The sequence below is a fragment of the Tolypothrix sp. FACHB-123 genome (assembly GCF_014697075.1).
GTDB lineage: Bacteria > Cyanobacteriota > Cyanobacteriia > Cyanobacteriales > Nostocaceae > Aulosira.
In genome coordinates this window covers 66946-90939 of record NZ_JACJRE010000032.1, presented here as the reverse complement: position 1 = coordinate 90939, position 23994 = coordinate 66946, and the positions used below count along the sequence as shown (strand labels likewise).

The window sequence follows — 23994 nt, the reverse complement described above, 5'->3', positions numbered from 1 at the left end:
CATGGGCGCAAGAGTGGTTTTTGAGTTGTCGTTGTGAGAGACAATAACTCTACTACAAAGTGCCCTCTCTCCTCATCCTCTTATTTTGGCTAAGGTATTGAAAAAATCAACAATAATATACAAAAGCAATAGCTACAGTCTCAAGATTTAACACTGAAGTTCCCTAGAAACTATGTAGAAGTAATTATACAGATTTTTATAGATAGTAGATGAGCGCAAACACTTGTTTATACAAGCAATTTAAGCTATTGCCATAAAATATTTAGTATCAATTTTAGCTATTAGAATAATTTAATAAGTTTAATTATATTAGATTAAAAAATATTAATTACAATTGCTCTAAGTAAAATCCTTGAAAATAGTTTATCTGGCAGATCGGGAATCATTTCGACTAAAATGTCGTCTACAGTTTAATCAAACTTAACTCCCAAGAGATTAGATCAAAATCTTCCTGATTTATTATTTAAAGATTAGAGGATTTGTATAGTGACTAACAGTAGTCTGAACCAAGGGCAAATGCTCAATAACTCTTCACCAAACGCGGTTGATATCAAACAACTCACTACAATTCTGTTTCACAGACGTTATCTCACATTAGGTATTTCCTGTGCAGTCATCTCAGTGGCTGGAATCTTGGCTATATTGGCGAAACCAAATTACCAAAGCTCGATGCAAATACTGGTAAGTTCTAAATTAGATCCAGGGGTAGGTAGAAATAAGGTTCAGAGAGCGACAGACACCAAGATTAAAGAAGATTCTCAAGTTCAAATTGTAGACTACACAGCGCAGCAAAAACTGATGGTGAGTTCTCAGTTAATCCAAAAAGCTGTAGATTTGCTACGTCCTAATTATCCCAATATTACTTTAGAAGATATTAAAGGCAAACAAGGACAAAATGACAAATCGCCTTTAAATGTAACTCAGATAAAAAGTGCAACGGGAATTAATGACCTAAATAATCAAATATTTGAGGTTGCTTTTAAAGATACAGATCCAGTTAAAACCCAAAAAGTACTGCAAGCATTACAAACTGTTTATCATAATTACAACATTGAAGAACAAAACGAGCGATTAAATAAAGGACTAGCTTATGTTAACGCTCGCTTACCCCAAGTCAGAAAACAAGTTACCCAATCTGAACAAAAATTAGAAAAATTTCGCAAAAAGTATAATTTAGTCGATCCAGAGGTACAAAGCAAAATTCTGCTGCAATCTTTAGCAGATATTCAAAAACAATTACAAAATACACGCACCCAACTTCAAGATATCAAAGCTCGCCAAGCTAACCTAGAGCGAAAAATGTTATCTTCTTCGGAAAAAAGTATAGTTTCATCGCGTTTGAGTCAATCACCACGCTACCAAAATTTACTGAATGAGATTCAAAAGACGGAAATAGCACTAACACAACAGCGACTGCGATATACCGAAAATTCTCCGATAATTCAAACTCTCAAACAGCAACGTCAGAGCCAATTGGCGCTACTGCAACAAGAAGTATCGCTAGCAGAAAAAAATCGGAATACAACCAATTCCCCGCCACCATTAATTACCTCAGGACAGATTGTTGGCGTTGATTTAAAGGTAGTAGAAGAAATAAATCAAATCCAGACAACTTCCTTAGGGTTGCTGGCGAATGAAAAAAGTTTAGTTGAAGCAGAACAAAAATTAAAAGCTGAACTGAGTAAATATCCTAGTTTGGTAGCTGAGTATAATCGTCTACTCCCAGAGGTAAGAAACAGTCGCCAAACACTTGAACAATTACTGCAAACGCAACAGTCATTAGGAATGACAATTGCTCAGACTGGATTTGATTGGCAATTATTAGAAGCACCAGAAAAGGGAACATATATAGGTAGCGGGCGATTATTGCTGTTAGGTGGAGCATTAATTACTGGGCCAATTTTAGGTATTCTCACAGCTTTAATTTGGCAAATATTTCATGATGTGATTTATTCACCACAACAATTAAGAAAGCTGACTAATCTGCGACTTTTGGGAGCAGTACCAAATATTGCCAAAAAGAGTCAAAACAAACGCTTGTTTAAACTATTTCGCCATCAACAACAAACGGCAAATTTAGTAGAAACTAGCCCTGGTTTGCCATATCACGAAAATTTTGATCTAGTCTATCAAAATATTCAATTATTTAATTATCCTGTCGCTTTTAAATCACTAATGTTGACTTCAACCCTAGCTGGTGAGGGAAAAACAACCTTAGCTTTGGGACTTGCATCTAGTGCGGCTCATATGCATCGTCGGGTATTAGTAATAGATGCTAATTTCCAGCATCCTAGCTTGCATAAAATTTTGCAACTTCCTAATGAATGGGGTTTATCTTTGTTGTTAGTGGATGAAAGTAATACTTCAGTTGCAGATTATATTCAACCAATTCATCCAGATATTGATGTTTTAACTGCTGGCCCCGCACCAGAAGATGCAGTTAAGTTACTCAGTTCAGGGCGGATGAAAGAGATTGTGGAATTGTGCGAGCAAACCTATGATTTAGTTTTAATTGATGCACCAGCCATTTTAGATAAAGTTGATGCCAGAATTATGGCATCTTTATGTCATGGGATTGTGTTAGTCGGGCGGATGGGTCAGGTAACTCAAAGCGAACTCATGGATGCTAGAGAAATTTTTGATAAGTTAAATTTAATTGGCGCGATCGCTAATAATGTTAACTATCCTGCTAACGTGTAAATTTGATGTATTTCCAAAAGTTCGCGGATAACATTTGGAGTTCATAGTTCTGTAATTTGCATTCCTAAATGCAGACGATGAGGAGGGCGATAATGCTTTATGGTAAGGCAATAGAAGCATAAAAGCGTGAATACAAAACTCCTCATTTCGCCTCAAGAAATCACGTCTGTATTAGCAGCAAAGCCATTACAAACTGTCATTATTGATACGCGCAGCCCAGAAGATTATGCAATTTCTCATATTCCGCAAGCGGTAAATATTCGCGACTTTTTCACCTATTTGTTAGCAGATTCCTCTCCTACAGGATTACAGAAATTGCAAGCGCATTTTACTGAAATTCTGAGTGGGGTAGGAATCTCTGGTGTTGAGTCGTTAATTGTTTATGAAGACACTTTCAATCAAGGTTACGGTCAGTCTTGTCGCGCAGCTTTCTTATTAAAGTATTTAGGTTGCGCTCAGGTTTCTATCTTACATGGAGGATATCAAGCCTGGCTCAGGGCGGGATTACCGACTACCAATGCAGTACCATTTCGTGAAAGCAGCAGATTTAAATTGCATCCCCAGTCGGACATAATGGTAACTACCGCAGAGATGTTGCAAGCCATTGATAATCCGGGAATTATTAAATTAGATGTACGCGATCGCGATGAATGGCTGGGGTTAAGTTCTTCTCCCTATGGTGCTGATTTTTGTCCTCGTAAAGGTAGAATACCCAATGCTGTTTGGTTAGAATGGCATCGGTTGATGAGTTCATCTTCCAATATTGCCATGTTTCGTTCAAAAGCGGAAATCTTAGAAATTTGTCAATCTGTAGGGATTACTAGCAATTCTATAGTTTACATTTACTGTTTTAAAGGTTCGAGGGCGGCGAATACTTTAATTGCTTTGGAATTAGCGGGAATTAAGGCGAGAAATTATTTTGGCTCTTGGAATGAATGGTCGCGTGATTTTTCCTTACCAATTGATAGCAGAGTTATTTGAAGCAATTTTAGAATGCGATCGCCTGGAGGAAGTTTGACAGATTTATCGGTGCGTTAAGCTTTGCTACAAATTCTGACACCAGAGTACAAAAAAATCAATTGGTTTCCTTTTAGTGAGGACTAAAGTCCTCACTACGGAATCAATAAATATGCCAAGAAATCCTGAAAGACTACCCAGAGAAAGGTTGTCCAGATACAACGATGAAACCAGCAGAATCAAGTTGCATTTCTGGTTGGCGAATTCCATCGATAATGGCTGCACTGACAGCAGTTGCTATCTTCAATTCGTCAGTTAAAGTAGAATTTCCTGGTTGTTGATGCAAAAGTAAACGTAATTGTTCTACTCTTTGCGCTAATTTTTGTTCAGCAACTTGAGCAGCACGTTCACATAATTCTTGAAAATTAGAACGTTCGCTGAGTAGTTGTCTCGAAGTATCGCGCACTTGATAGCAAATATTTTGCCAATTATCAGCGGGAATAAAATTGTCCAGTACCTCTAGACGTTCCTTAGCCAGATTATAATCTTGCCCTAACTTATTAGTTTTATCCTTACTATAAGGACGTTGGAGAATAGTTAAGAGTGATTCATCTTCCACACTACATAACAATTCCGAACCAGCATCAATAAAGATACTTTCAATTATGGGAGGGAAGAAAGCCTCAATGCACCGCTTCCAGGAGTTGAATTGAGAATTATCTTGTTGATGTTCGGCTAAAATCTGTTTGACAACTTTGAGATTAGCTTCAACTAAATAATTACAACGAAAACCAAACCATTCTTTTTCTTGACTGGTATTCCAAGATGTATCTTGACGCCAAATGGCAAAGGCGTGACCTCTATCATCCCATTTGAGATAGCTACAGAGTGCATCTACTAATCCTTCGCCAAGTCTAAATAATTTGAGATTAGAGTTCTGATTGGCTATGCGGCGATTATAAGTGCCTAATTTGTCAATATTACTGTTAGTAAAGTAATTTTGAAATTCATCAGCACTGACTAAGGTTTGCTTGATGGGTTGATAGGATTTTACATCTGGTAATTCTGGACTATAGATTGATTTAAAGTGTAATGCTTGGTCAAGCCAGCCTTCGATAGCGCGTTTAATTTCCAGATGTTGACTATCATAATCGTCTAATTCTGGAAAATAACTATTTTCAGTTTCTGACAGGTAAATTTCGGCTAAAGCATTTTCTTCGCTAATGTTTATCTCAACCTGGGATATTTCTTGTTGAATTGCTTCTGTAGCTTTTAATAAACCACTAGCGCCTGCATGAAATAGAGTAGTTTCTAGCTCTGGTAACTTCTTACTAATATAAGGCTGGAAACTAGTAATTGATTGATTAAAAATTGCCAGTCCATCTTTGAGGAAATTATACCAAGCACTATGCAAACTCTCTTCTAAATCAGCACCAACTAAAACAGTAAAATTAATCTCTGGAGAACGGCCAATTCTATCAATTCTGCCAATTCTTTGTTCTAGTTGCTTGGGTAACCAAGGAAGGTCAAAATTAATCATCCAATTGATAAATTGGAAGTTAAAACCTGTCTCAGCCGCAGAATCGCAAACTAAAATGAAACAACTTGGATTGGTTTGAAACTGGGTTAAATTTTTCTCAACTTGTGCAGAGTTTTGTTCTGATTGTTGACTAGTAACACTGACTGCGCCAAAGGTTTGCGATAAAATCCGGATAATTTCGGCACAGCTTTGTTTAAAGCCAGTAAATATGACAATTTTGGGTAAATAATCGCCAGGAATCGGTCTTTGAATTCGCTGTTTAACTCGTTCACCGAGTTGCTTAATATTACTCCGGTATGATTGCAATCCGAGAATTTCGGATAGGCGATAGAGGATGATAATTTTCAGTAGTTCAATGCGATCGCCATCTTCCGAAGGTTGGCTGATAATTTGGCGCAATGACATTAACAGCTCGTTTTCTTCAGGGAATTTAGGAGTTTGGGTCAAAATATTGACATCATCATTGCCAAATTCTTTGCTCAATTCCTGATTGCGAATTCCACTTAAACGTGCTGCAATTACCTGTTCTAAAATACCTAACCAAGTACCACTAGCTAAGAACAACATTAGAAAAATGCGTTGATATTCCTGTTGATGCGGTGCGACAGTCCGCCATTTTTCTATTAGTTCATGGATGTCATAGGAACGCTCATCTAAATCGTATTCTTCCTTTGGTGCAATTTGACGATTAAATATGACATCTGTGACATTAGCACGACGGTTACACAAGATTTGGCGACTGAGACTATAGGTATCACAAATATGTGTACAAATTATCTGGATAATTGTCTCTTGCTGAGAATTTTGCAAATCCTCAATTAAATTGAGTAAATATTTATCTTCAGGTAATAAATTTTGCAGTTGCTCTAAGTTAGTTTTAAGATTTAAAGCATCAGCCTCTTTTCTCAGAGAGAAGATAATTTTACCCAAGCTTTGATGTCTTTTGATTTGCTCCCGAAAACCTGTTAAATCATTAACTCTATAGGTTTCTGGTTCGAGTAAATACAGCATTATCAGCAATTCTTGTTCATTGCTGATATCTGGATTGGTAGACAATAAAATTAAACGTTCGCTTCTGTGAGCTAAATTTTTGTAAGTTTCAAACCGCTGGCGTACTGTTGTTTCTAAAGAAGTACCCATTGCTGCAACTTGCTGTGCTTCATCGATAATTAGCAAGCCCACACTCGCTTTTGGGTTAATTTTATGGACATCATCAAAGGACAGTATAGCGACTCGTTTGGGGAAATGGGAGATGTAAAATTTCTGTTCTAATTCATTACGCCATTGTGGCAGTAAATGTGGGGGAACAATGACTATTGCACCTTTTTTGGGTTCATCAAGGAGATATTGACGGAGAATTATACCAGCTTCAATAGTTTTTCCTAGTCCGCCTTCATCTGCTAGTAAATAGCGTTGGTTAGCATCTTCTAAGACGCGGCGAGCAACTTCAACTTGATGAGGATAAAGATTAATATTTGCGGAAATTAATCCCGACATTCCACGACTAACAGCACGCTGTTTAACTAAGCTTTTCAGCAAAGAAAATCTTCTGTCGTACAAATAAGGCGTTTCGTGTCCTTTGATTGCTAAAGTTTCAATAGGGTCTTTAACTGGTAGATTACAACGGACATAAATGTCTTGTTCATTAATAATTACAGTTTTTTTATCAGGCAAATCAATCTGATACTTTTCACTATCTTCATCCCAAGCAAAAATCCTGCCAACAATCCATGTATCTTGGTTCTTTAACTTGATATAGCAGCGAGTTTGGTGTTGCAGTTTAGCGTAAGACAGTGAATTTAAAGGTAAAGCTTTTTGCAAACGTTGCCCTGGTGAGCAGAAATACTCAACCAGAATTTCGCTATGACTGTTGTCAATAACTTTGCCAATCCCCAAAGAATTATTTGAGGACTTTACTAGTGAGCCAAGCTTAATCATAGTGTTAGTCCCCTGAACATAGTAAGATAACTTTCCAGAATCTTGGAACAGCTGATGTCTGGAAATTTTACAGAATTTCAATTGTAACTGGTTTTTGGGGGTTCCTGTATTGACTTAGGAGCTAAATTTTGAAGTTATTTCTTGCCGTTGTATATATTAATTACTCAGTATTCTGTATGGGGATGGGATGGTGAGGTTGATTTAGATAGGATATCAAATCATTGTAGTCATCAACGGTTAATTCATCGCGATAGGTAGATGAGACAGTAAAGTGGCGATTATTACCGGAGTGGGTTTTGCATGGGTGAGGTGGGGTGTTGAGGCGATCGCATAACACAACACTACCATCAGCAGTGTTCCCTAGCAGCAAAAAACGTTAAGCTAAATGCAAATCCTCAAGCACCCAGCCTTGAAAGAAAACCATATCTACGTCTGAGGGTAGAAATTAAGCTGATGAATTACTATGTGATTTACGATGGCAACTGCAATCTCTGCGTTACATTAGTGCAATTGTTAGAGAGCTTAGATCAAGGCAAGCTGTTTCGTTACAGTCCGATGCAAGATGAGCCAACACTCGCTAAATTTGGGATTACGCCCCAAGAATGCGAACAAGGGATGATTTTAATTGATGCAGATGCACCCCAAAAACGTTGGCAAGGTAGTAACGCCGCAGAAGAAATTGGCCGTTTATTACCGTTAGGAAGTATATTTGTCGATGCTTATCGCGCTTTACCTGGGGTGAAATGGGCAGGCGATCGCTTTTACGAACAAATCCGCGATAATCGCTATACTATCTTTGGCAAGCGTTCTAGTACCTATCAATCCTCATTTTGTGTTGATGGTAGTTGTAAGTAAATAATAAATTTAGTTGTTGACTGTTAACAGTCAATTGTCAACTGTCAACTGTCAACATTCAGGGATTCTATACCCAATCTTTCAACATATAAACGGCTTGTTTATAAATAGATAAATCTACCTGATTAACTTCTATTCCTTGGCCAATGCCTTGCAGCAGAGTAATAGTTAACTTTCCACCTAAGTGTTCGCGAAATTCTGTTAAACCCCTAAATAAATTATAGGGATGATTTGGTTGCTCTAATTGCTCTGTAAGTGCAGGTAAGTACAAAATAAATCCTAATTTTTTGAGCGTCACGAGAATATTTTGCCATTCCGATTGTGACAGTAACCCAATTAAATAAGAATAGGTAATATCTAAAGCAATACCAATTGCTACCGCTTCGCCGTGACGTAATTTGTAATTGGTAATTTGTTCTAATTTATGCGCCGCCCAATGTCCAAAATCTAACGGACGGGATGAACCTTTTTCAAAGGGATCGCCACTGTTAGCAATATGTTCTAAGTGCAACTGGGCACAGCGATAGATTACCCTTTCCATCAACTTCATGTCACGAGATGCTAATTCTTCAGCATAAATTCTTATGAAATGAAAGAAATCGGCATCTTTAATTAATGCTACCTTCACCGCCTCGGCAATTCCCGCTCGCCAATCGCGATCGTCAAGACTGGTGAGAAAATTCAAGTCATTCAATACTGCATAAGGAGGGGCAAAAGTACCCAAAAAATTCTTCTTAGCAAAGGCGTTAATACCGTTTTTTACTCCTACACCAGAATCGTTTTGTGCTAATACTGTAGTCGGTACTCTTAGCAGGCGAATTCCTCTGTGGGCAGTGGCTGCGGCATATCCTACCATGTCTAAAAATGCACCGCCACCAATAGCTAACACATAAGAGTGACGACATATTCCACCAGCATCAATTAATTTATGGATTTGCTCGACAAATTTTGGTTCGTTTTTAACTAATTCGCCACCAGGAATAATAATAGGTTGCTCTATTAAATTAATAATATCTTCGTAGAAATGGGCATAATTAGATATTTTATTGACTAAATCTTGATGGTATTGTAACAATCCTGCATCTACTACCGCGAGAACTTTCTTAGGCGTTATCTCACCATATCCAGCAATCACTTCTGCGAGTAAAGGATTGTCTAATTCAAACAACCCATGAGTAAAATGAACATCATAATTAAAGGTGACGTGAACAGATTGCTGAATTGGCTTCAGGCTAACTGGACTATTATCTGTAATCAACATGTTTACTTTTGGCTCTCTGGAGAAATAGTTTTGTGCAATTACTTTTAAAATTTCTAAATAATTGCAGGTTTGTAATTAGATGAATTGTTAATAAAGTTAACCGCTAAAACATGCTAATAACACAGATTTTTAATGCCCAAATTTAGCCACATCTGGCTAGTAGATGCAGTCAAAATCATATTGTTTATTACTTTAATTGCGGCTCTAAATTTAATTGTGAGATTGGTTGTAAATACCAATATTGAATTTAGGGGTAACCGTATTCTATATAAAGTGACTTGATAATTGCCCGGTTGATTACCGCATCTTTATATTATCTTCTTGAAATTTCCCAAATTATTAGAGATTCAATAAAGTTTTAAACAAGAAAATTTCACACACTAACCATGTTTTTTAAAGAGTTAATATTTTTCCTGTTTTTAACCTAAACTTAACCATTACTTGAGTAAACCTTTACCTTGAGTTTGTTACACAGAGTTTGTTACATCAAAAATTTAAGTAATTATTTGTATGAATTCATGAGTAATGTAAAAAAATTGTTATATTGTTGGCTATCACAGTCTGTGTCTTCAAAAGCACTGACTTGGCTGGAACAAAAGCAGACAGATATTGCTAACGGTGCGCCTGAGAGGGTATTTTTTACAGCCTTCAGTGCTGTACCACGTTATTTAGGTAAAGATAAATTAAAGTTAACATCCCCAGACTTAACCACAGCCCAGGATTTAGTTCCTGGCTGGTTTCCTGGCGATTGGACTGTAGATCAAGCTGGGCGGACATTTTTGGTACTAGCTTTACCTAAAGATCGCCCTGAGGATTATTTGCGATCGCTTGATAAAGTTTTCAGTAGTGCGGATATGAGAGAATTGGTAGCTTTGTATCAAAGTTTACCTTTACTGCCTCATCCAGAATTACACAGCCAACGGGCTGCGGAAGGTATTCGCAGTAACATGGTTAATGTGTTCAATGCGATCGCTTTACGCAACCCCTATCCAGCAGATTATTTAGATAATATTGCTTGGAATCAAATGGTGCTAAAGGCTTTATTTGTCGGTAGTCCTTTGCATTTAATATATGGTTTAGATCGGCGCGCCAATCCCGAATTAGCAAGGATGTTGGTAAACTATGCCCATGAACGTTGGGCTGCTAAACGCCAAGTATCGCCAGAACTATGGCGACCAGTCGGCAAATTTGCCGATAGTGAAATTATTGCAGATTTAGCCAAAGTTTTGGCAAATGGCAACATGATAGAACAACAAGCAGCCGCATTAGCTTGTTCTGAATCCTCTTTACCAGAAGCGCAAAGGCTGCTGTCTTTATATCCACAATTGCACTCAGCCATTCAAAGAGGCGAATTAACTTGGAGTAATTTTAACCGCGATCGCCTACCAATCTGCAAATAATTATCAAGCTTTGAAATTAGGAATATTCAACTATTTATGATGTTTATCGATCCTCACATTCATATGTGTTCCCGTACAACTTATGATTACCTGATCATGCGGGAATACGGTATTGTCGCAGTTATTGAACCATCCTTCTGGTTAGGACAACCCCGGACAACAGCGGGTTCGTTCAAAGATTACTTTAGCAGCTTGGTAGGCTGGGAACGCTTTCGCGCTAGTCAATTCGGCATTCAACATTATTGCACCATTGGACTCAACCCCAAAGAAGCAAATAACGAAGCCTTAGCCGCAGAAGTGATGGAATTGTTACCGCTTTATGCTTGTAAAGAAGGTGTTGTCGCCATTGGGGAAATTGGCTATGACGACATGACAGAAGCCGAAGATAAATACTTTTGTCAGCAATTAGCCCTCGCTAAAGAACTCGATATGCTGGTATTGATTCATACCCCACATCGTAATAAAAAAGAGGGTGCTAGCCGCAGTATGGATCGCTGTATTGAATATGGGCTAGATCCTACGCAAGTAATTATCGATCACAACAACGAAGAAACCGTTGCAGAAGTATTAAAGCGAGGCTTTTGGGCGGCTTTCACAATTTACCCCAAAACCAAGATGGGTAACGCCCGGATGGTAGAAATTGTCCGTCAGTATGGAAGTAACCGCATCATTGTCGATAGTAGCGCCGACTGGGGTGTCAGCGATCCTTTAGCAGTCCCGAAAACTGCGCGTTTAATGTTAGACATGGGCATACCGGAAGAATACGTACAAGCAGTTTGCTACGAAAACGCCCTCGCAGCCTACAGTCAAACAGGGCAAATGCAAGCATCAGATTGGCTGAATGCGCCATCTACCGACCAATCTCAGATGTTTAATGGTAACTCAGTACTTCGCGGACAGGAACCAGGAATTAAGTCAGTAGCAGACTATGTGTTGATTGAGTAGGAGGGAAGGAAGGGAGACAACTGACAACTGACAACTAACAATTGACAAATGACAAACATTACAAGTTTAAATTTTCCCAGGTGGCGCGGGTATTTAGAGTTGATGCGCCCAGCAAATATTGTTACAGCTTGGGCGGATATTTTAGTTGGTTTTGCTGCTTCTGGTTTGGGCGTAATTTCTGCGGAATTAATCAATAATCCAGGAAATACTCCTAATTTAGTGACTCTATCCTGGTTATTATTGGCTACCACTGGTTTATATGGTGGTGGTATCGTTTTTAACGATGTATTTGATGCGGAATTAGATAAACAGGAACGCCCATCGAGGGCGATTCCTAGCGGTAGGGTGTCACGAGAGAATGCGGCTTTATTGGGGATGATATTATTTGCGATCGCGCTTTTTGCAGCGTCTCAAGTATCAGGGTTGAGTTTAGCGATCGCAATCTTCATTACCTGTGCAGCATTATTATACGATTCCCTCGCCAAACATCATCCTTTTTTTGGCCCTTTGAATATGGGCTTATGTCGTGGAAGCAATTTATTATTAGGTGTCAGTGCTGTACCTGCAATTATTTTAGAACGTTGGTATTTAGCAATAATTCCTATACTTTATATAGCTGCTATCACCGCAATTAGCCAAGGAGAAGTTCATGGTGGTAAAAAGATTACCGGAGTCATAGCAGTCATTTTAATTGCCATAGTATTAACAGCAGTTTTAAGTTTAGGATTATTCACAGAATATACAGTAATTTCTGCATTACCATTTGCTGCTTTATTAGCAGTACGAGTATTACCTAATTTTATTCAAGCAGCCCACGAACCAGTCCCTGAAAAAATCAGAAATGCTGTCAAAGTCGGTGTGTTATCTCTAATTATTTTAGATGCAACAATCGCGTCTGGTTTTGCTGGTTTAGCTTACGGCTTATTAGTGCTACTTCTCATGCCAATTTCCCTATCATTCGCCAAAATATTTGCTGTTACCTAAATTTGTAGGGTGTGTTGTCGCGCAGCGCAACGCACCAAAAAGTATTCACCTTTTCCACATAATTATCAACAAAATAGTAATTTATAAATGAAAATTGCAAATCATAACTTTCACCTCACTTATTGCACAAATATTCATCCTGGTGAAAGTTGGTCAGAAGTTTTTGTAAATCTACAAAAATATATTCCCGAACTCAAACAACGGCTATCACCACAAGCATCGTTTGGAATTGGCTTAAGACTAGCAGATACAGCCGCCAAGCAACTTTTAAATGGGAGTAATTTAGCTCAATTTCAAACTTGGCTAAATCAACAAGATTTATATGTTTTCACCTTAAATGGTTTTCCTTATGGGGGATTTCACCGACAAGTTGTCAAAGACCAAGTTTATGCACCAGATTGGTCAAATCAAGAACGGGTAGAATATACTTTAAACTTAACCAAAATTTTAGCGGCTTTATTACCTGAAAGTTTAGATGGGGGAATTTCTACATTACCTTTGTCATATAAACCTTGGTGGTTAGAAGCAGAAGAAAAGCAAGATAAAGTTTTTAAGAGTAGTTGTTTAAATATCGCCGCCGTTGTTGCGGAAATGATAGGTATTCAGCAAGCCACAGGTAAGTTATTACATATTGATTTAGAACCTGAACCTGATGGTTTAATAGAGAATACCTCAGAAGTTATAGCCTTTTATCAAAATTGGTTATTACCCATTGCTGGTAATTATTTAGCAGAAAAATTAAATATTTCACATAGTTTAGCCGAAACTAAATTACTTGACCATGTAAGAATTTGTTATGACACTTGCCATTTTTCCGTAGAATACGAGCAGCCCGAATCTGTATTTACATCCTTAAAAGCAGCAGGCATTAAAATTGGTAAAATTCAAATTAGTGCCGCAATTCAGGTAAAAATACCATCGGATATTCAACAACGTAGTGTAATAGTTGAACGCTTACAACCTTTTGCTGAATCTACTTATCTCCATCAAGTAATAGAACGTCGCCATGACGGAACACTATATCATTATCCTGATTTAATCAACGCATTACCGCAATTAACACAATCCCAAGCTGAAGAATGGCGGACTCATTTTCATGTGCCGATTTTCATCCGCGATTATCAAATTTTGCAGTCTACCCAAGATGATATTGTGACGATTTTGCATTTACTCCAACAAAATCATGCTTGTCAACATCTCGAAATTGAAACTTATACATGGGATGTATTACCAGCAGAAATGAAAATAGATATTTTAACTTCTATTCAGCGTGAATATGACTGGGTATTAAGCAATTTATAGGATTAAAAATGTAGGGGAATGGCAATGCTATGCCCCATCGATATCGAGAAAAGCTATTAATAATATTTAACAGTTCATTAAACAAATGCAAAAAACAGTTGTTATCAATGTCGTCGGCTTATCACCCAATTTAATCAGAGAAAATACACCATTCTTATCTGCTTGGGCTGCCAAAGGTCAAATATTACCAATTAAACCCATATTACCTGCGGTAACTTGTTCTGTACAGGCTACTTATTTAACAGGTAAATTGCCTAATGAACATGGAATTGTGGCTAATGGCTGGTATTTCCGCGATGATTGTGAAATTAAATTTTGGCGACAATCCAATAAATTAGTGCAGTCTCCAAAAATTTGGGAAATTGCTAAATCTATTGACCCTGATTTTACTTGTGCTAACCTTTTTTGGTGGTACAATATGTACTCTTCTGTAGACTATGCCATTACACCGCGACCAATGTATCCCGCAGATGGCAGAAAGCTACCGGATATTTATACATATCCTGCCAATATTCGCGAGTCAATTCAATCAGATTTAGGTCAATTCCCTTTATTTAATTTCTGGGGGCCAAATACCTCAATTGTTTCTAGCGAATGGATTGCGAATTCAGCAAAATGGATTGAGGAACGCTACAAACCTACCCTAACATTAATTTATTTACCCCATTTAGATTACTGTTTACAAAAATTTGGGCAAGATAAACAGCAGATTCAAAAAGATTTACAAGAAATTGATGCTGTATGTGGCGATTTAATTAATTATTATCAAGCTAGAAATACGCAAGTAATTATTCTTTCTGAATATGGGATTACTCCAGTCTCTCAAGCGGTAGATTTGAACCGTGTACTCAGAAATAATGGTTTAATTGCTGTGAGGGAAGAGTTAGGGCGAGAATTACTCGATCCTGGTGCGAGTATTGCGTTTGCAGTTGCGGATCATCAAATAGCCCATGTATATGTTAACGATGCGGCGTATATTCCGAAAGTGCGCGATTTGCTAGAGAAAACGGAAGGGGTAGCGCAAGTATTGGATGAAGAGGGAAAACAAGCCTATCATCTTAATCATCCCCGATCTGGTGAGTTAGTAGCGATCGCGCGATCGGATGCTTGGTTTACCTACTACTATTGGCTGGATGATGCAAAAGCTCCTGATTTTGCACGAACTGTAGATATTCACCGCAAACCAGGTTACGATCCGGTAGAGCTTTTTCTCGATCCGCAACTGAAACTTCCAAAATTAAAAATCGCTTCTAAGCTGTTGCAGAAAAAATTAGGTTTTCGCTACCTAATGGATGTAATTCCTCTCGATGCTTCCTTAGTGCGTGGTTCTCACGGTTGTGTAACAACTTCCCCAAATGAGGGGCCAATGTTTATTAGCCAGCAAACTCATTTATTCAATGAAGAATTAATTGATGCAACTGATGTTTGCTCTTTAATTCTCCAGCATTTAAAGGCTTAATTTCTAGTCAGCACAGTAGGGTGTGTTGTCGCGCAGCGCAACGCACCGACATACTATTAAAAATTTAAGGTTTTGAGCCTATTGAGTTCAGTTAAGGATAATTGTAGGTTGGGTTTCGCTTACGCTCCACCCAACAAAGCCTCCTTGGTGTTGGGTTTCGTTCCTCAACCCAACCTACGCCTATTACATCAATTTTCCCATGCCCAATGCCCAATGCCCATTTATATGTGCAACATATCTTAAGTTTTCCAAAATAGCTTGAGGCGGGTACATAAACTAGTAAACAGTGCGATAGGTAAAGTCGTAGCAATTCCTTTAACTACTCCCATCACAGGCGTGGTTGTATTAGCAATAATCCAATCTTCCATACCTGTTAGTTGTAAGATAGGCCAAAGCAGATTAGCAAAGGCTACATAAGCAATCATGGGATTTTGCCCATTATCAATTAATAATTGCAGCCATTTATTCTGCCCAAAGATATCAATTAAAATGGTAAAAATCATCAGTAAAAAAATTGCGATCGCAGTAGTTATAAAATAATAACTATAGGTAGAAGGGTCTTTATGAATTCCCCCTTGGAACGGCTCAAAAAATAAGCCCAGTAATAACCAATAAAATCCCCATTGATAAAATTGCTTCAGCAAATTATTTATCTCATCTTCTGGATGCGCTAATAATAACCAACTTGCGCCACAAATCGCTGCACTTACTAGGGTTGTTTGCCATACCCAACGCCCTTGTAATCCTACCAGTAAGACTAAGCAAATCATCAGCATAGATAGAATAATCAGCAATAAACGCTGTGTATTCCGAGCAGCTAAAACTTGCTGATTTTCTGATATTTCCGCAGATTGATTACTTTTTTGTAGCCAGTTTAATATCAACTCTCCGATAATAGTCCCAGGAATAATAATAAACAGATACTTCAAATAATAAAATTGAAATATCCAACCAAAACTGAAGTTATATCCCAAAATTGGCACAGATGAAGCTGTCCATAAATCTTTTACCCACCCATCAATAGTGGCGGATGACTGCAAAGCAATTAAACAGCCCAATAATCCCAAACGTAACAGCAAATTAGAGCGCGTAAACAACCAAGCTAACGACCCGAAAACAGCCATATTTGCTAATACCATTAATATGGGGTCGCTACGCTCTAGTAAAAATCCTTTACCAGCATATGGCAGTTGGGAAATGATAGCAATTGTTGCAATAAATCCTGCTACATTCAGCCACACGACATATTTACGCCATCTTCCTAAAATCGCCCAATTTCCAAACATTAAAAATAGCAAGCCAAACCCTAACATTGCTAGATACCATGTTTCTGGAGTTGGGTTTTTGTTGATAGTAAACGGGCGAAGATGTTGGAGAATAATCGCAAAAGCTGCTAACATTAAGCCACGCTTTAAGATATATAAAATAATTCTGGAATTACTCCAACCTTGAGCAAGCCTACGTGATAGTGCTAAAGGAATCGCCGCACCCATTGCAAATAAAAATAAGGGAAATACTACATCTACCCAAGTTAAGCCAGCAATCTGAGCATTAAAAACATGAGTAGGGGGTGGTTCTTGTGCATGATACATCCATGCTGGCAAAATCTTATAGCGGATTGTGCCGGAAAGAACCATCGCTAAAATTGCCAATCCTCGCAATGCATCTAAAGCATCAGCGCGTTTGACATTTGTGGTGGGAGTAATGTTAATTTCCTGAGTCAATGTCATTACCTGAATATCAGGAAATTTAGTATAGCAGCCTTAAATTATTTGTGAAAGTAAGTTAGTGTATGAAGGCAGAGGGTAGAAGAAGGGAAACAAGGAAGACAAGGAAGATAAATAAATATTTATTACTCCTAAAGAGATTGCTATATAAGGTAAGTCACAAATGACTACTTAGAAATAATAAAAGAGCGAGTAGCCATCTGAATCAATCTTTTTGTTGATTTGGCTCGATTTACCGTGAGGCGAGAAATCCGATATTTATCTTGCAACCAACGGAACCTGAAAATTGTGCTGTTATAAAGATAACCTGATTGATAATATTTAGCTGCATGGGTTTCTACTAGAGAATTCATCGAACCATAGGGATATGCAATGTGTCTTGCAATCTCTTTTGGTGGTGCTAATCCAGCCATACATTCTCTCAGTTGCGTTTGCGCTTGAGCAAGTTCTCGATCTAATTCAGGAATAGTTAATTTAACTAAATTTTTGTGGCTTTGTCCATGCGATTGAATATCATAAAATCCCTTGGCGAATCCATCTCTTAAATCTTCGCAGCTTAGATAAGTTGTCGATAGCGGATGAGATTTAGATAATGTACCCGGATTCACAAATAAAACTATTTTTATCTTTTGATTAAATTCTTGTTCTAATCTTTCTAAAACCGGAATTATATTAGTATAAACAGTTTTATAGCTGTCATCAAAGCTTAACATTATCGGTTTTTTACCTACATATTCTTCAGGTATTGCTCGGTGGCGCTCGATAAAGTAATCATATAAATCTTGAGTAGATAAAAACCAATAATTATTCCGGACTAAATACTCTAAAAGTTTTTCTAAGTCTTGCATGTTATAAGACATTTTCTGGGCTATGGGATTGTTGATGATGCCAAAGTTTGGATGATTTAAATCAACAATTCCATGAAATCCTAAAAGAGGTATTCTCGGTGCAGTTATATAAGACAAAAGTAAAATAATAGTAAAAAATAAAGCAATCAGATATAAAGCAATTAATTGCAAATCAAATTTGGGTTTTGCTTTGAATTTATGGATTTTGAATCTCAAATACATTGTTGCTTAATTAATTAAGAATGAATCGTCTACTGTAAAATAATTCTCTATAAGATTCATCACAAATATGAAAATATATTAGTTTTTTCCGCTATGAGATTATGATGTTATACACATCTTGCAGACTGACAAAGCTAACATAAATATTGATAAATTTTGGGTTTAAATTCTAGATAAAATATTTAGATTTTTTTGTAAGTTAGTAGTGAGATAAATTTCCAGCACTTTAGTGCTGACTACGAACTTATCAAAAGTCCTAAAACCGACCACTAGCACGAAGGGTCTTCGGCAAATATAGGAAGGATTGTGCTTTAAGAAATAAATTTTGTCAAATAAATTTTAGCAGCACAATGCTAACTATAATCACAAGGTTAAGTTACACTTTGTTAACGTCAAATCTTAACAGGCTATAATAACAATTTAATATTAGGAAAACTAGGCAATAAAATAACTAAGCGGCTGATTTATTAAATACCTCAAGAATTTGGCGACAAATTTGTTTTAGCTTGTCTTCAATGTGGGAAGAAGGTTTAGATGTACCCACAATACTCCAGTTATCTATGGTAGAAAGTCGCCAAGCTTCACCGCGATGATCGAATGCAGCTACTTCTATGCCGATCGCGCGCCGCAAATTACTTACAGGGTCTTGATAAAATCGGATTTGAATCAAGACGCTACGACTGCGCCAAGATTTGCTAATCCCCGGAAAGTGAAAGCCAATATCTATAGAATCTGGATCGACTAACTCCCTTGTTTCTGGATCGTTCTTCCAAGGTTTGAGATCCGATTTTGCATCCGGAAACTCTAATTTAAACAAATTAACTACCGTAGCAATCTTGCTGGCGAGTTCAAGGTTAGTCGCTTGTTCAGATGCGTTCACGAAAAAACACTCCTATATTGCATCGGCTTACGGGAAATGTAAAGACAGGAAACCGCCAGAAGGTTTATGGTATTTGTGTTTCAGCTTATCAAGGTCTTTTAGGATTTCGCAACTCTAAATGATGCTTTCCTAACAATCATTGTTTACAATAACCGCCAAAAACTGCTATTTCTTCTAATTTTTAGACAAGGTAACTCATCTTGGGTAATTATACTTAATTTTTTTTCAAAATTACAGAAGATAATGAGCCGTTTTGAAAAAATAAAACCTAAATATCCAAAAATTTCTCCGAAAATCCTTTGTTGGTAGGAGATATATATTACCGTCGCAATATAAAATTACACTGTTAGTCGGCAAACAAACAGCAAATTTTTTCTAGATATGTCGCGTCAACGCTCTCTTTTGTCATTGGTTTTAGTATTATTGGCAACATTCCTCATCAGTTGTAGTAGTCCTACTGTAGCTAAGGCTCCTCCTACTTATACAACAGCACAACTGACGAAAATCCAGACTTATGTGCCAGAGATTAAGGCTGTGCGCGATCGCGCAGCAGAATTGAAAAACCTCATCGAACGTAAAGATTGGATTTATGTAGGTAATTTTATACACGGGCCTATAGCAGAAGCTCGGTTAAACATGACTTATGTAATTCCCAACCTCTTACCCCAAACTCAACCTCAAGCGCGTCAGATAGCACGGGATTTGTTTGATCATCTGGTGAAAATCGATCAAGCTGCTAGTGATGGTAATAGCCTAGTTGCCTTGAATAATTATGCTGAGGCTATTGCAGATCTTGGTAAATTCTTGGAACTGGTTCCGGAAACCAGCAGCGCATCGTAAGCAATCTGTTGATGGTTGACACTTCGACAGAGCTTCAGTGCGGCGCTGTTGACTGTCAAAATCGATATTTTGCACAACTGAAATAGGATTGCTATATAAGTTATGAGTGAGGAGTTAGGAAGCAAAACTTTCTAACTCCTTACTTTTGGATCGAGTTATAAGTTATGAATCATGTAGTTATTATCGGTTGTGGTGTAGTTGGAGCAGCGATCGCTTATGAACTCAGTCTGGTTAAAGGACTGAAAATCACGGTTTTGGATAGTCAACCACCTGCACAAGCTTCCACAGGTGCGGCGCTAGGTGTATTAATGGGGGTAATTAGCCAGAAAGTTAAGGGTAAGGCTTGGCAATTGCGACAAACTAGCATCCAACGTTATGAAACCCTCATACCCGAATTAGAAGCGATCGCTAAACGCAAAATTCCCTTCAACCGTCAAGGAATCCTCAGTTTATGCTTAGAAGGGGAAGATTTAGCTGATAAAGAAAATTTGGTAAAAATTCGTCAATCTCAAGGTTGGCAATTGGAAATTTGGGACAAGGCGAAACTGCAAAATCTCTGCCCACAGATAGATGCAAAAAATTTAATTGGTGCGGTCTACTCTCCACAAGACCGCCAACTTGACCCCACAGTATTAACATTAGCTTTAGTTGAGGCTGCCCAACACAATGGCGTTAGCTTTCAATTTGGCGTCACTGTGTTAGATAGCCACGCCTCAGAGCCATTGTGCCAGGAATTAGATACAACAGCTGGTAAAATCGCTGCTGATTGGTTTGTTGTTGCGGCTGGATTGGGTTCCACGCCATTGACAGCCCAATTAAATCAAAAAGTCGATATCCGCCCGGTATTGGGGCAAGCATTACAAGTACATTTAGAACATCCTCTAGGAAATCCAGAGTTTCAGCCAGCAATTACGGGTAATGATGTGCATATCGTCCCTGTGGGCGGTGGCGACTACTGGATCGGCGCTACAGTGGAATTTCCTAGCGATAGGGATGAAATACCACCCAATCAAGAATTATTGGCATCAGTGAGACAACAGGCGATCGCATTTTGTCCCGAATTAGCCCAAGCCAATATTACCCGCACTTGGTCGGGTTTACGCCCCCGCCCCGAAGGACGCCCTGCCCCTGTGATTGGTAAATTACCAGGGTTTAATAATGTCCTTCTAGCTACCGGACATTATCGCAACGGCGTTTTACTCGCACCCGCAACAGCTTATGCAATTCGTGAGATGATGGGCATGGGGAATGGGGCATAGGGCATGGGGCATAAGGCATGGGGCATTGGTCAAAATACAAATGACCAATGTCAGGGCGGGTTCACCGATATCCTCATTTATTTACAAAGATCCAAATAAACCCGCCCCTACTAATGACTTTTTAGGAAGATATTGTGTCAATAACAGAACATAAAATAACCGTAAATTCTCTAGAGTGGTTTTACCGAGAAGCTGAACCAGTGGGTAGAACTGACTTATTACCTGTAGTATTGCTACATGGTATAGTCTCGCAAAGTTACAGTTGGCGTAACATTTTACCAGCTTTAGCTAGTCAGGGAACAAGAGCGATCGCCCCTGATTGGATTGGTTATGGTTTTTCAGCTACTCCAGAAAAGCGAGATTTCGCCTACACTCCCGATGCATTTATTACAGCTTTAACAGCATTTATTCAAGCCTTAGAACTGGAAAAGTTTTCTTTAGTTGTCCAAGGATTTTTAGGTTCTGTAGGTTTACAATATGCCCTCCGTAACCAAGATAAAATTGCTAATTTAGCTATTTTAAATGCGCCTATTTCACCTGCTGCTAAATTACCTTGGAAAATTAAACAAATGGGTTTACCATTAGCAGGAGAAATGATGACTCAAGACCCCCTTTTAGTTGATAGAACTTTAGAAGGTGGTAGCCGTTATCGCATCGAAGATAAAGATTTAGATGTTTATCGCCGTCCATATTTGAAAAGTTCTGCACCTGGACGCGGTTTGCTGGCGACTATTCGGAATATAAAACTAGATTCAGCGATGTCAGAGATTGCATCTGGGTTTAAAGAATGGGAAAAACCAATTTTAATTCAATGGGGCATGATTGACCCTTGGTTACCTATAGAGATAGCAGAAACTTTTACTAATTCTGTACCCAAAGCTGAATTAGTCAAATTAAATAATGTGGGACATTACCCACAAGAACATTATCACGAGACAATTTTACAAGACCTTTTACCCTTTGTGCGTGTTGCCGAGTCTCATTGATGAAAAACTCCATCCCCTTGTGGGTGGAGTTTTGTCAGTAGTCAGTGGTCAGTGGCAAAGACATCTAAAGAGAATGTCTGAAAATGTCTTTAATTTTGAATTTTGAATTTTGCGAAAAGTTGCGTGGGCGGGTCTCCCGACTTGAGCAAACTTTTCAAGAAGAATTTTGAATTGTTAATACTAATCTGGCAAACCCATAACTTGACGATAATGTGGTGAAAGTCTTTTAACGCTGGAAGATGGACGTTGACTATGCCATTGGCTGTTGCTGAATATTTCTTTGCGCAACTCATCAACGTTGACATTCATAACTTTGCCATCAGCGACAATTTGATTGCCATTTACCCAGACACTATTGACCACATTACAAGGTCTACCGAATACTAATAAACCAATAGGATCGGTACGGGGTAATAAAGATAAATTAGTTAAATCGTAAAGTACTAAATCGGCTTGTTTCCCTACAGATAACGTACCGAGTGTATCGCCTAAATTTAATCCCTTTGCGCCTCCCAAAGAAGCCATGATTACTGCTTGTCTGGGTGTAATCCAGTGCTGATAATCTAAATCTGTAACGTTGTGTAAAATTGAGCCGATTTTAATCGCTTCTAGCAAATCTTGAGAATCATTACTTGAAGCACCATCACAACCAAAAGTTACATTTACTCCCGCTTGGCGATATTTTAACAGTGGCGCAATTCCACTACCTAAACGCAGATTACTTAAGGGGTTATGAACGACTGTTGATTGAGTTTCGGCCAGGATAGCAATATCATTATCGCTTAACCAAACACAATGAGCCAAAGAAGTGCGATCGCTTAAATAGCCAATGCGGTAAAGATGTTCCACAGCCGAACAACCATATTTCTCTTGGGCGAGTTTTTCCTGTGCTTTGGTTTCCAGTAAATGAGAGTGACGACAAAGATTATAGCGATCGCTTAATTCAATACACCCAGTAAATAACGCATCGCTACACAATTGAATACCTGTAGGCGCAACTAAAATATTTACACCCTCATCGGGGTTATGAAACTGCTTGACTACCTCTTCTATAATGTCTAGGGTGTCTTGAGTTGAGCGAAAATAAGGCTCATGAGTTTGTTGTGATTCTCCAGATGGTATCCCCGCCGTCAAGGATTCATCTTGAATTAAAGGGGCGATAAAGGCGCGAATCCCCACTTCCTTGTAAGCACGAACAGCAGTAGCAATTGTTTCAAACTCCTGTCCGGGAATGAGCACCAAATGATCGACAACACTCGTACCGCCAGAAAGGAGAGTTTCTACCGCTGTTCCTAAAGCACTGATATAAACTTTATCTAAATCTAGGGGAGCAAAATCGTAGAGTTCCGCCAACCATAATTCTAAAGGTAAAGGTGGAATTGCTCCCCGTTGCCACATTTCCGAAGAATGGGTGTGAGCATTAACAAAACCAGGAAGTAATAGCTGATTTGTACCATCAATTGCTGTGCCGACAACATCTAGAGTTGGGGCGATCGCTGTTATTTTACCATCCACAATCTGGACATCAACAAATGCATAAGCATGATCGGTCGGAATCAAAACATTCTGGATAGTAAACTTCATGAGTGCTTCCAGTGGCTTAGTTTTACAGTTTTACTTTCTTAATGAGTAGCATTTGAGTAGCAAAATTTCAAAAATCTTTAAAAATCTAGCTAGTCAAGTTTTGTAGCTGCTGCGTCAATGTAGTAACTCAGTATATAACTTCTCAGAGATAGAGACTTTATCGGCTGACTTTACAGTAGCGGTCTCCTATTCACACAAGCGTGTGTATTGATATAAGCAAACATATAAAATCAGAGAAATCTCGTCTAATACCAATTCTCTAAAATCAAGCAAAAAATTTCAGATCATCCCGATGATCTGAAAATGG

The 23994-nt window shown here is 38.3% G+C and carries 17 protein-coding genes and 1 pseudogene; 11 read left to right on the top strand and 7 right to left on the bottom strand.

Features of this window, described 5'->3' with window-relative positions; all coding sequences use genetic code 11:
• Nucleotides 1-486: 486 nt before the first annotated feature.
• Nucleotides 487-2700, top strand: coding sequence for a GumC family protein (locus H6G41_RS20635; protein ID WP_190748107.1), 2214 nt, complete (start codon nucleotides 487-489; stop codon nucleotides 2698-2700).
• Between the two features lie 126 nt (nucleotides 2701-2826).
• Complete coding sequence (locus H6G41_RS20630) at nucleotides 2827-3681, top strand: sulfurtransferase (RefSeq protein ID WP_190748105.1); 855 nt, start codon at nucleotides 2827-2829, stop codon at nucleotides 3679-3681.
• 169 nt (nucleotides 3682-3850) lie between these two features.
• Here the strand turns inward: H6G41_RS20630 and dpdE are convergent, their stop codons facing one another.
• Nucleotides 3851-7135 carry a protein DpdE gene (gene dpdE / locus H6G41_RS20625; RefSeq protein ID WP_190748102.1) on the bottom strand — a complete coding sequence of 1095 codons (3285 nt, stop codon included), beginning with the start codon at nucleotides 7133-7135 and terminating at the stop codon, nucleotides 3851-3853.
• Nucleotides 7136-7295: 160 nt separating this feature from the next.
• The gene (locus tag H6G41_RS20620) at nucleotides 7296-7505 is read right to left on the bottom strand and encodes a hypothetical protein (protein ID WP_190748100.1); all 210 of its coding nucleotides are present in this window, start codon (nucleotides 7503-7505) and stop codon (nucleotides 7296-7298) included.
• Nucleotides 7506-7588: 83 nt separating this feature from the next.
• Between H6G41_RS20620 and H6G41_RS20615 the strand changes: the two genes are divergently transcribed.
• A complete protein-coding gene (locus tag H6G41_RS20615; RefSeq protein WP_190748098.1) occupies nucleotides 7589-7990 on the top strand; it encodes a DCC1-like thiol-disulfide oxidoreductase family protein in 402 nt (133 codons plus the stop codon).
• A gap of 67 nt (nucleotides 7991-8057) precedes the next feature.
• Here the strand turns inward: H6G41_RS20615 and H6G41_RS20610 are convergent, their stop codons facing one another.
• Nucleotides 8058-9251 carry a 3-dehydroquinate synthase gene (locus H6G41_RS20610; RefSeq protein ID WP_190748096.1) on the bottom strand — a complete coding sequence of 398 codons (1194 nt, stop codon included), beginning with the start codon at nucleotides 9249-9251 and terminating at the stop codon, nucleotides 8058-8060.
• 518 nt (nucleotides 9252-9769) lie between these two features.
• Here H6G41_RS20610 and H6G41_RS20605 point away from each other — a divergent pair.
• From H6G41_RS20605 to H6G41_RS20585, 5 genes are all read left to right on the top strand, one after another.
• The gene (locus H6G41_RS20605; RefSeq protein WP_190748094.1) at nucleotides 9770-10651 is read left to right on the top strand and encodes an EboA family metabolite traffic protein; all 882 of its coding nucleotides are present in this window, start codon (nucleotides 9770-9772) and stop codon (nucleotides 10649-10651) included.
• Nucleotides 10652-10687: 36 nt separating this feature from the next.
• Complete coding sequence (locus H6G41_RS20600; protein ID WP_242037989.1) at nucleotides 10688-11596, top strand: TatD family hydrolase; 909 nt, start codon at nucleotides 10688-10690, stop codon at nucleotides 11594-11596.
• 48 nt (nucleotides 11597-11644) lie between these two features.
• Nucleotides 11645-12580, top strand: a complete 936-nt coding sequence (eboC, locus tag H6G41_RS20595; RefSeq protein WP_242037988.1) for a UbiA-like protein EboC — start codon at nucleotides 11645-11647, stop codon at nucleotides 12578-12580.
• 87 nt (nucleotides 12581-12667) lie between these two features.
• The gene (gene eboE / locus H6G41_RS20590) at nucleotides 12668-13882 is read left to right on the top strand and encodes a metabolite traffic protein EboE (RefSeq protein WP_190748092.1); all 1215 of its coding nucleotides are present in this window, start codon (nucleotides 12668-12670) and stop codon (nucleotides 13880-13882) included.
• A gap of 85 nt (nucleotides 13883-13967) precedes the next feature.
• Nucleotides 13968-15341 (top strand): alkaline phosphatase family protein, encoded by a 1374-nt coding sequence (locus tag H6G41_RS20585; protein ID WP_190748090.1) that lies wholly within the window; start codon nucleotides 13968-13970, stop codon nucleotides 15339-15341.
• Nucleotides 15342-15580: 239 nt separating this feature from the next.
• Here H6G41_RS20585 and H6G41_RS20580 read toward each other — a convergent pair whose 3' ends face one another.
• From H6G41_RS20580 to H6G41_RS20570, 3 genes are all read right to left on the bottom strand, one after another.
• On the bottom strand, nucleotides 15581-17071 hold the full coding sequence (locus tag H6G41_RS20580; protein ID WP_190748088.1) for a DUF5009 domain-containing protein: 1491 nt from the start codon (nucleotides 17069-17071) through the stop codon (nucleotides 15581-15583).
• Between the two features lie 164 nt (nucleotides 17072-17235).
• Complete coding sequence (locus tag H6G41_RS20575) at nucleotides 17236-18138, bottom strand: polysaccharide deacetylase family protein (RefSeq protein WP_190748086.1); 903 nt, start codon at nucleotides 18136-18138, stop codon at nucleotides 17236-17238.
• Nucleotides 18139-18589: 451 nt separating this feature from the next.
• Complete coding sequence (locus H6G41_RS20570; protein WP_190748084.1) at nucleotides 18590-19018, bottom strand: hypothetical protein; 429 nt, start codon at nucleotides 19016-19018, stop codon at nucleotides 18590-18592.
• A gap of 357 nt (nucleotides 19019-19375) precedes the next feature.
• Here H6G41_RS20570 and psbQ point away from each other — a divergent pair.
• The 3 genes and pseudogenes from psbQ to H6G41_RS20555 form a co-directional block, all read left to right on the top strand.
• A pseudogene (gene psbQ / locus H6G41_RS20565) lies at nucleotides 19376-19858 on the top strand (photosystem II protein PsbQ); the annotation flags it as partial.
• 164 nt (nucleotides 19859-20022) lie between these two features.
• Nucleotides 20023-21117, top strand: a complete 1095-nt coding sequence (locus H6G41_RS20560) for an FAD-binding oxidoreductase (protein WP_190748080.1) — start codon at nucleotides 20023-20025, stop codon at nucleotides 21115-21117.
• Between the two features lie 134 nt (nucleotides 21118-21251).
• Complete coding sequence (locus H6G41_RS20555) at nucleotides 21252-22103, top strand: alpha/beta fold hydrolase (protein ID WP_190748078.1); 852 nt, start codon at nucleotides 21252-21254, stop codon at nucleotides 22101-22103.
• A 180-nt stretch (nucleotides 22104-22283) separates the two neighbouring features.
• On the opposite strand, the gene H6G41_RS20550 is transcribed toward H6G41_RS20555, so the two are convergent.
• Complete coding sequence (locus H6G41_RS20550; protein WP_190748077.1) at nucleotides 22284-23687, bottom strand: amidohydrolase; 1404 nt, start codon at nucleotides 23685-23687, stop codon at nucleotides 22284-22286.
• Between the last annotated feature and the right edge of the window lie 307 nt (nucleotides 23688-23994).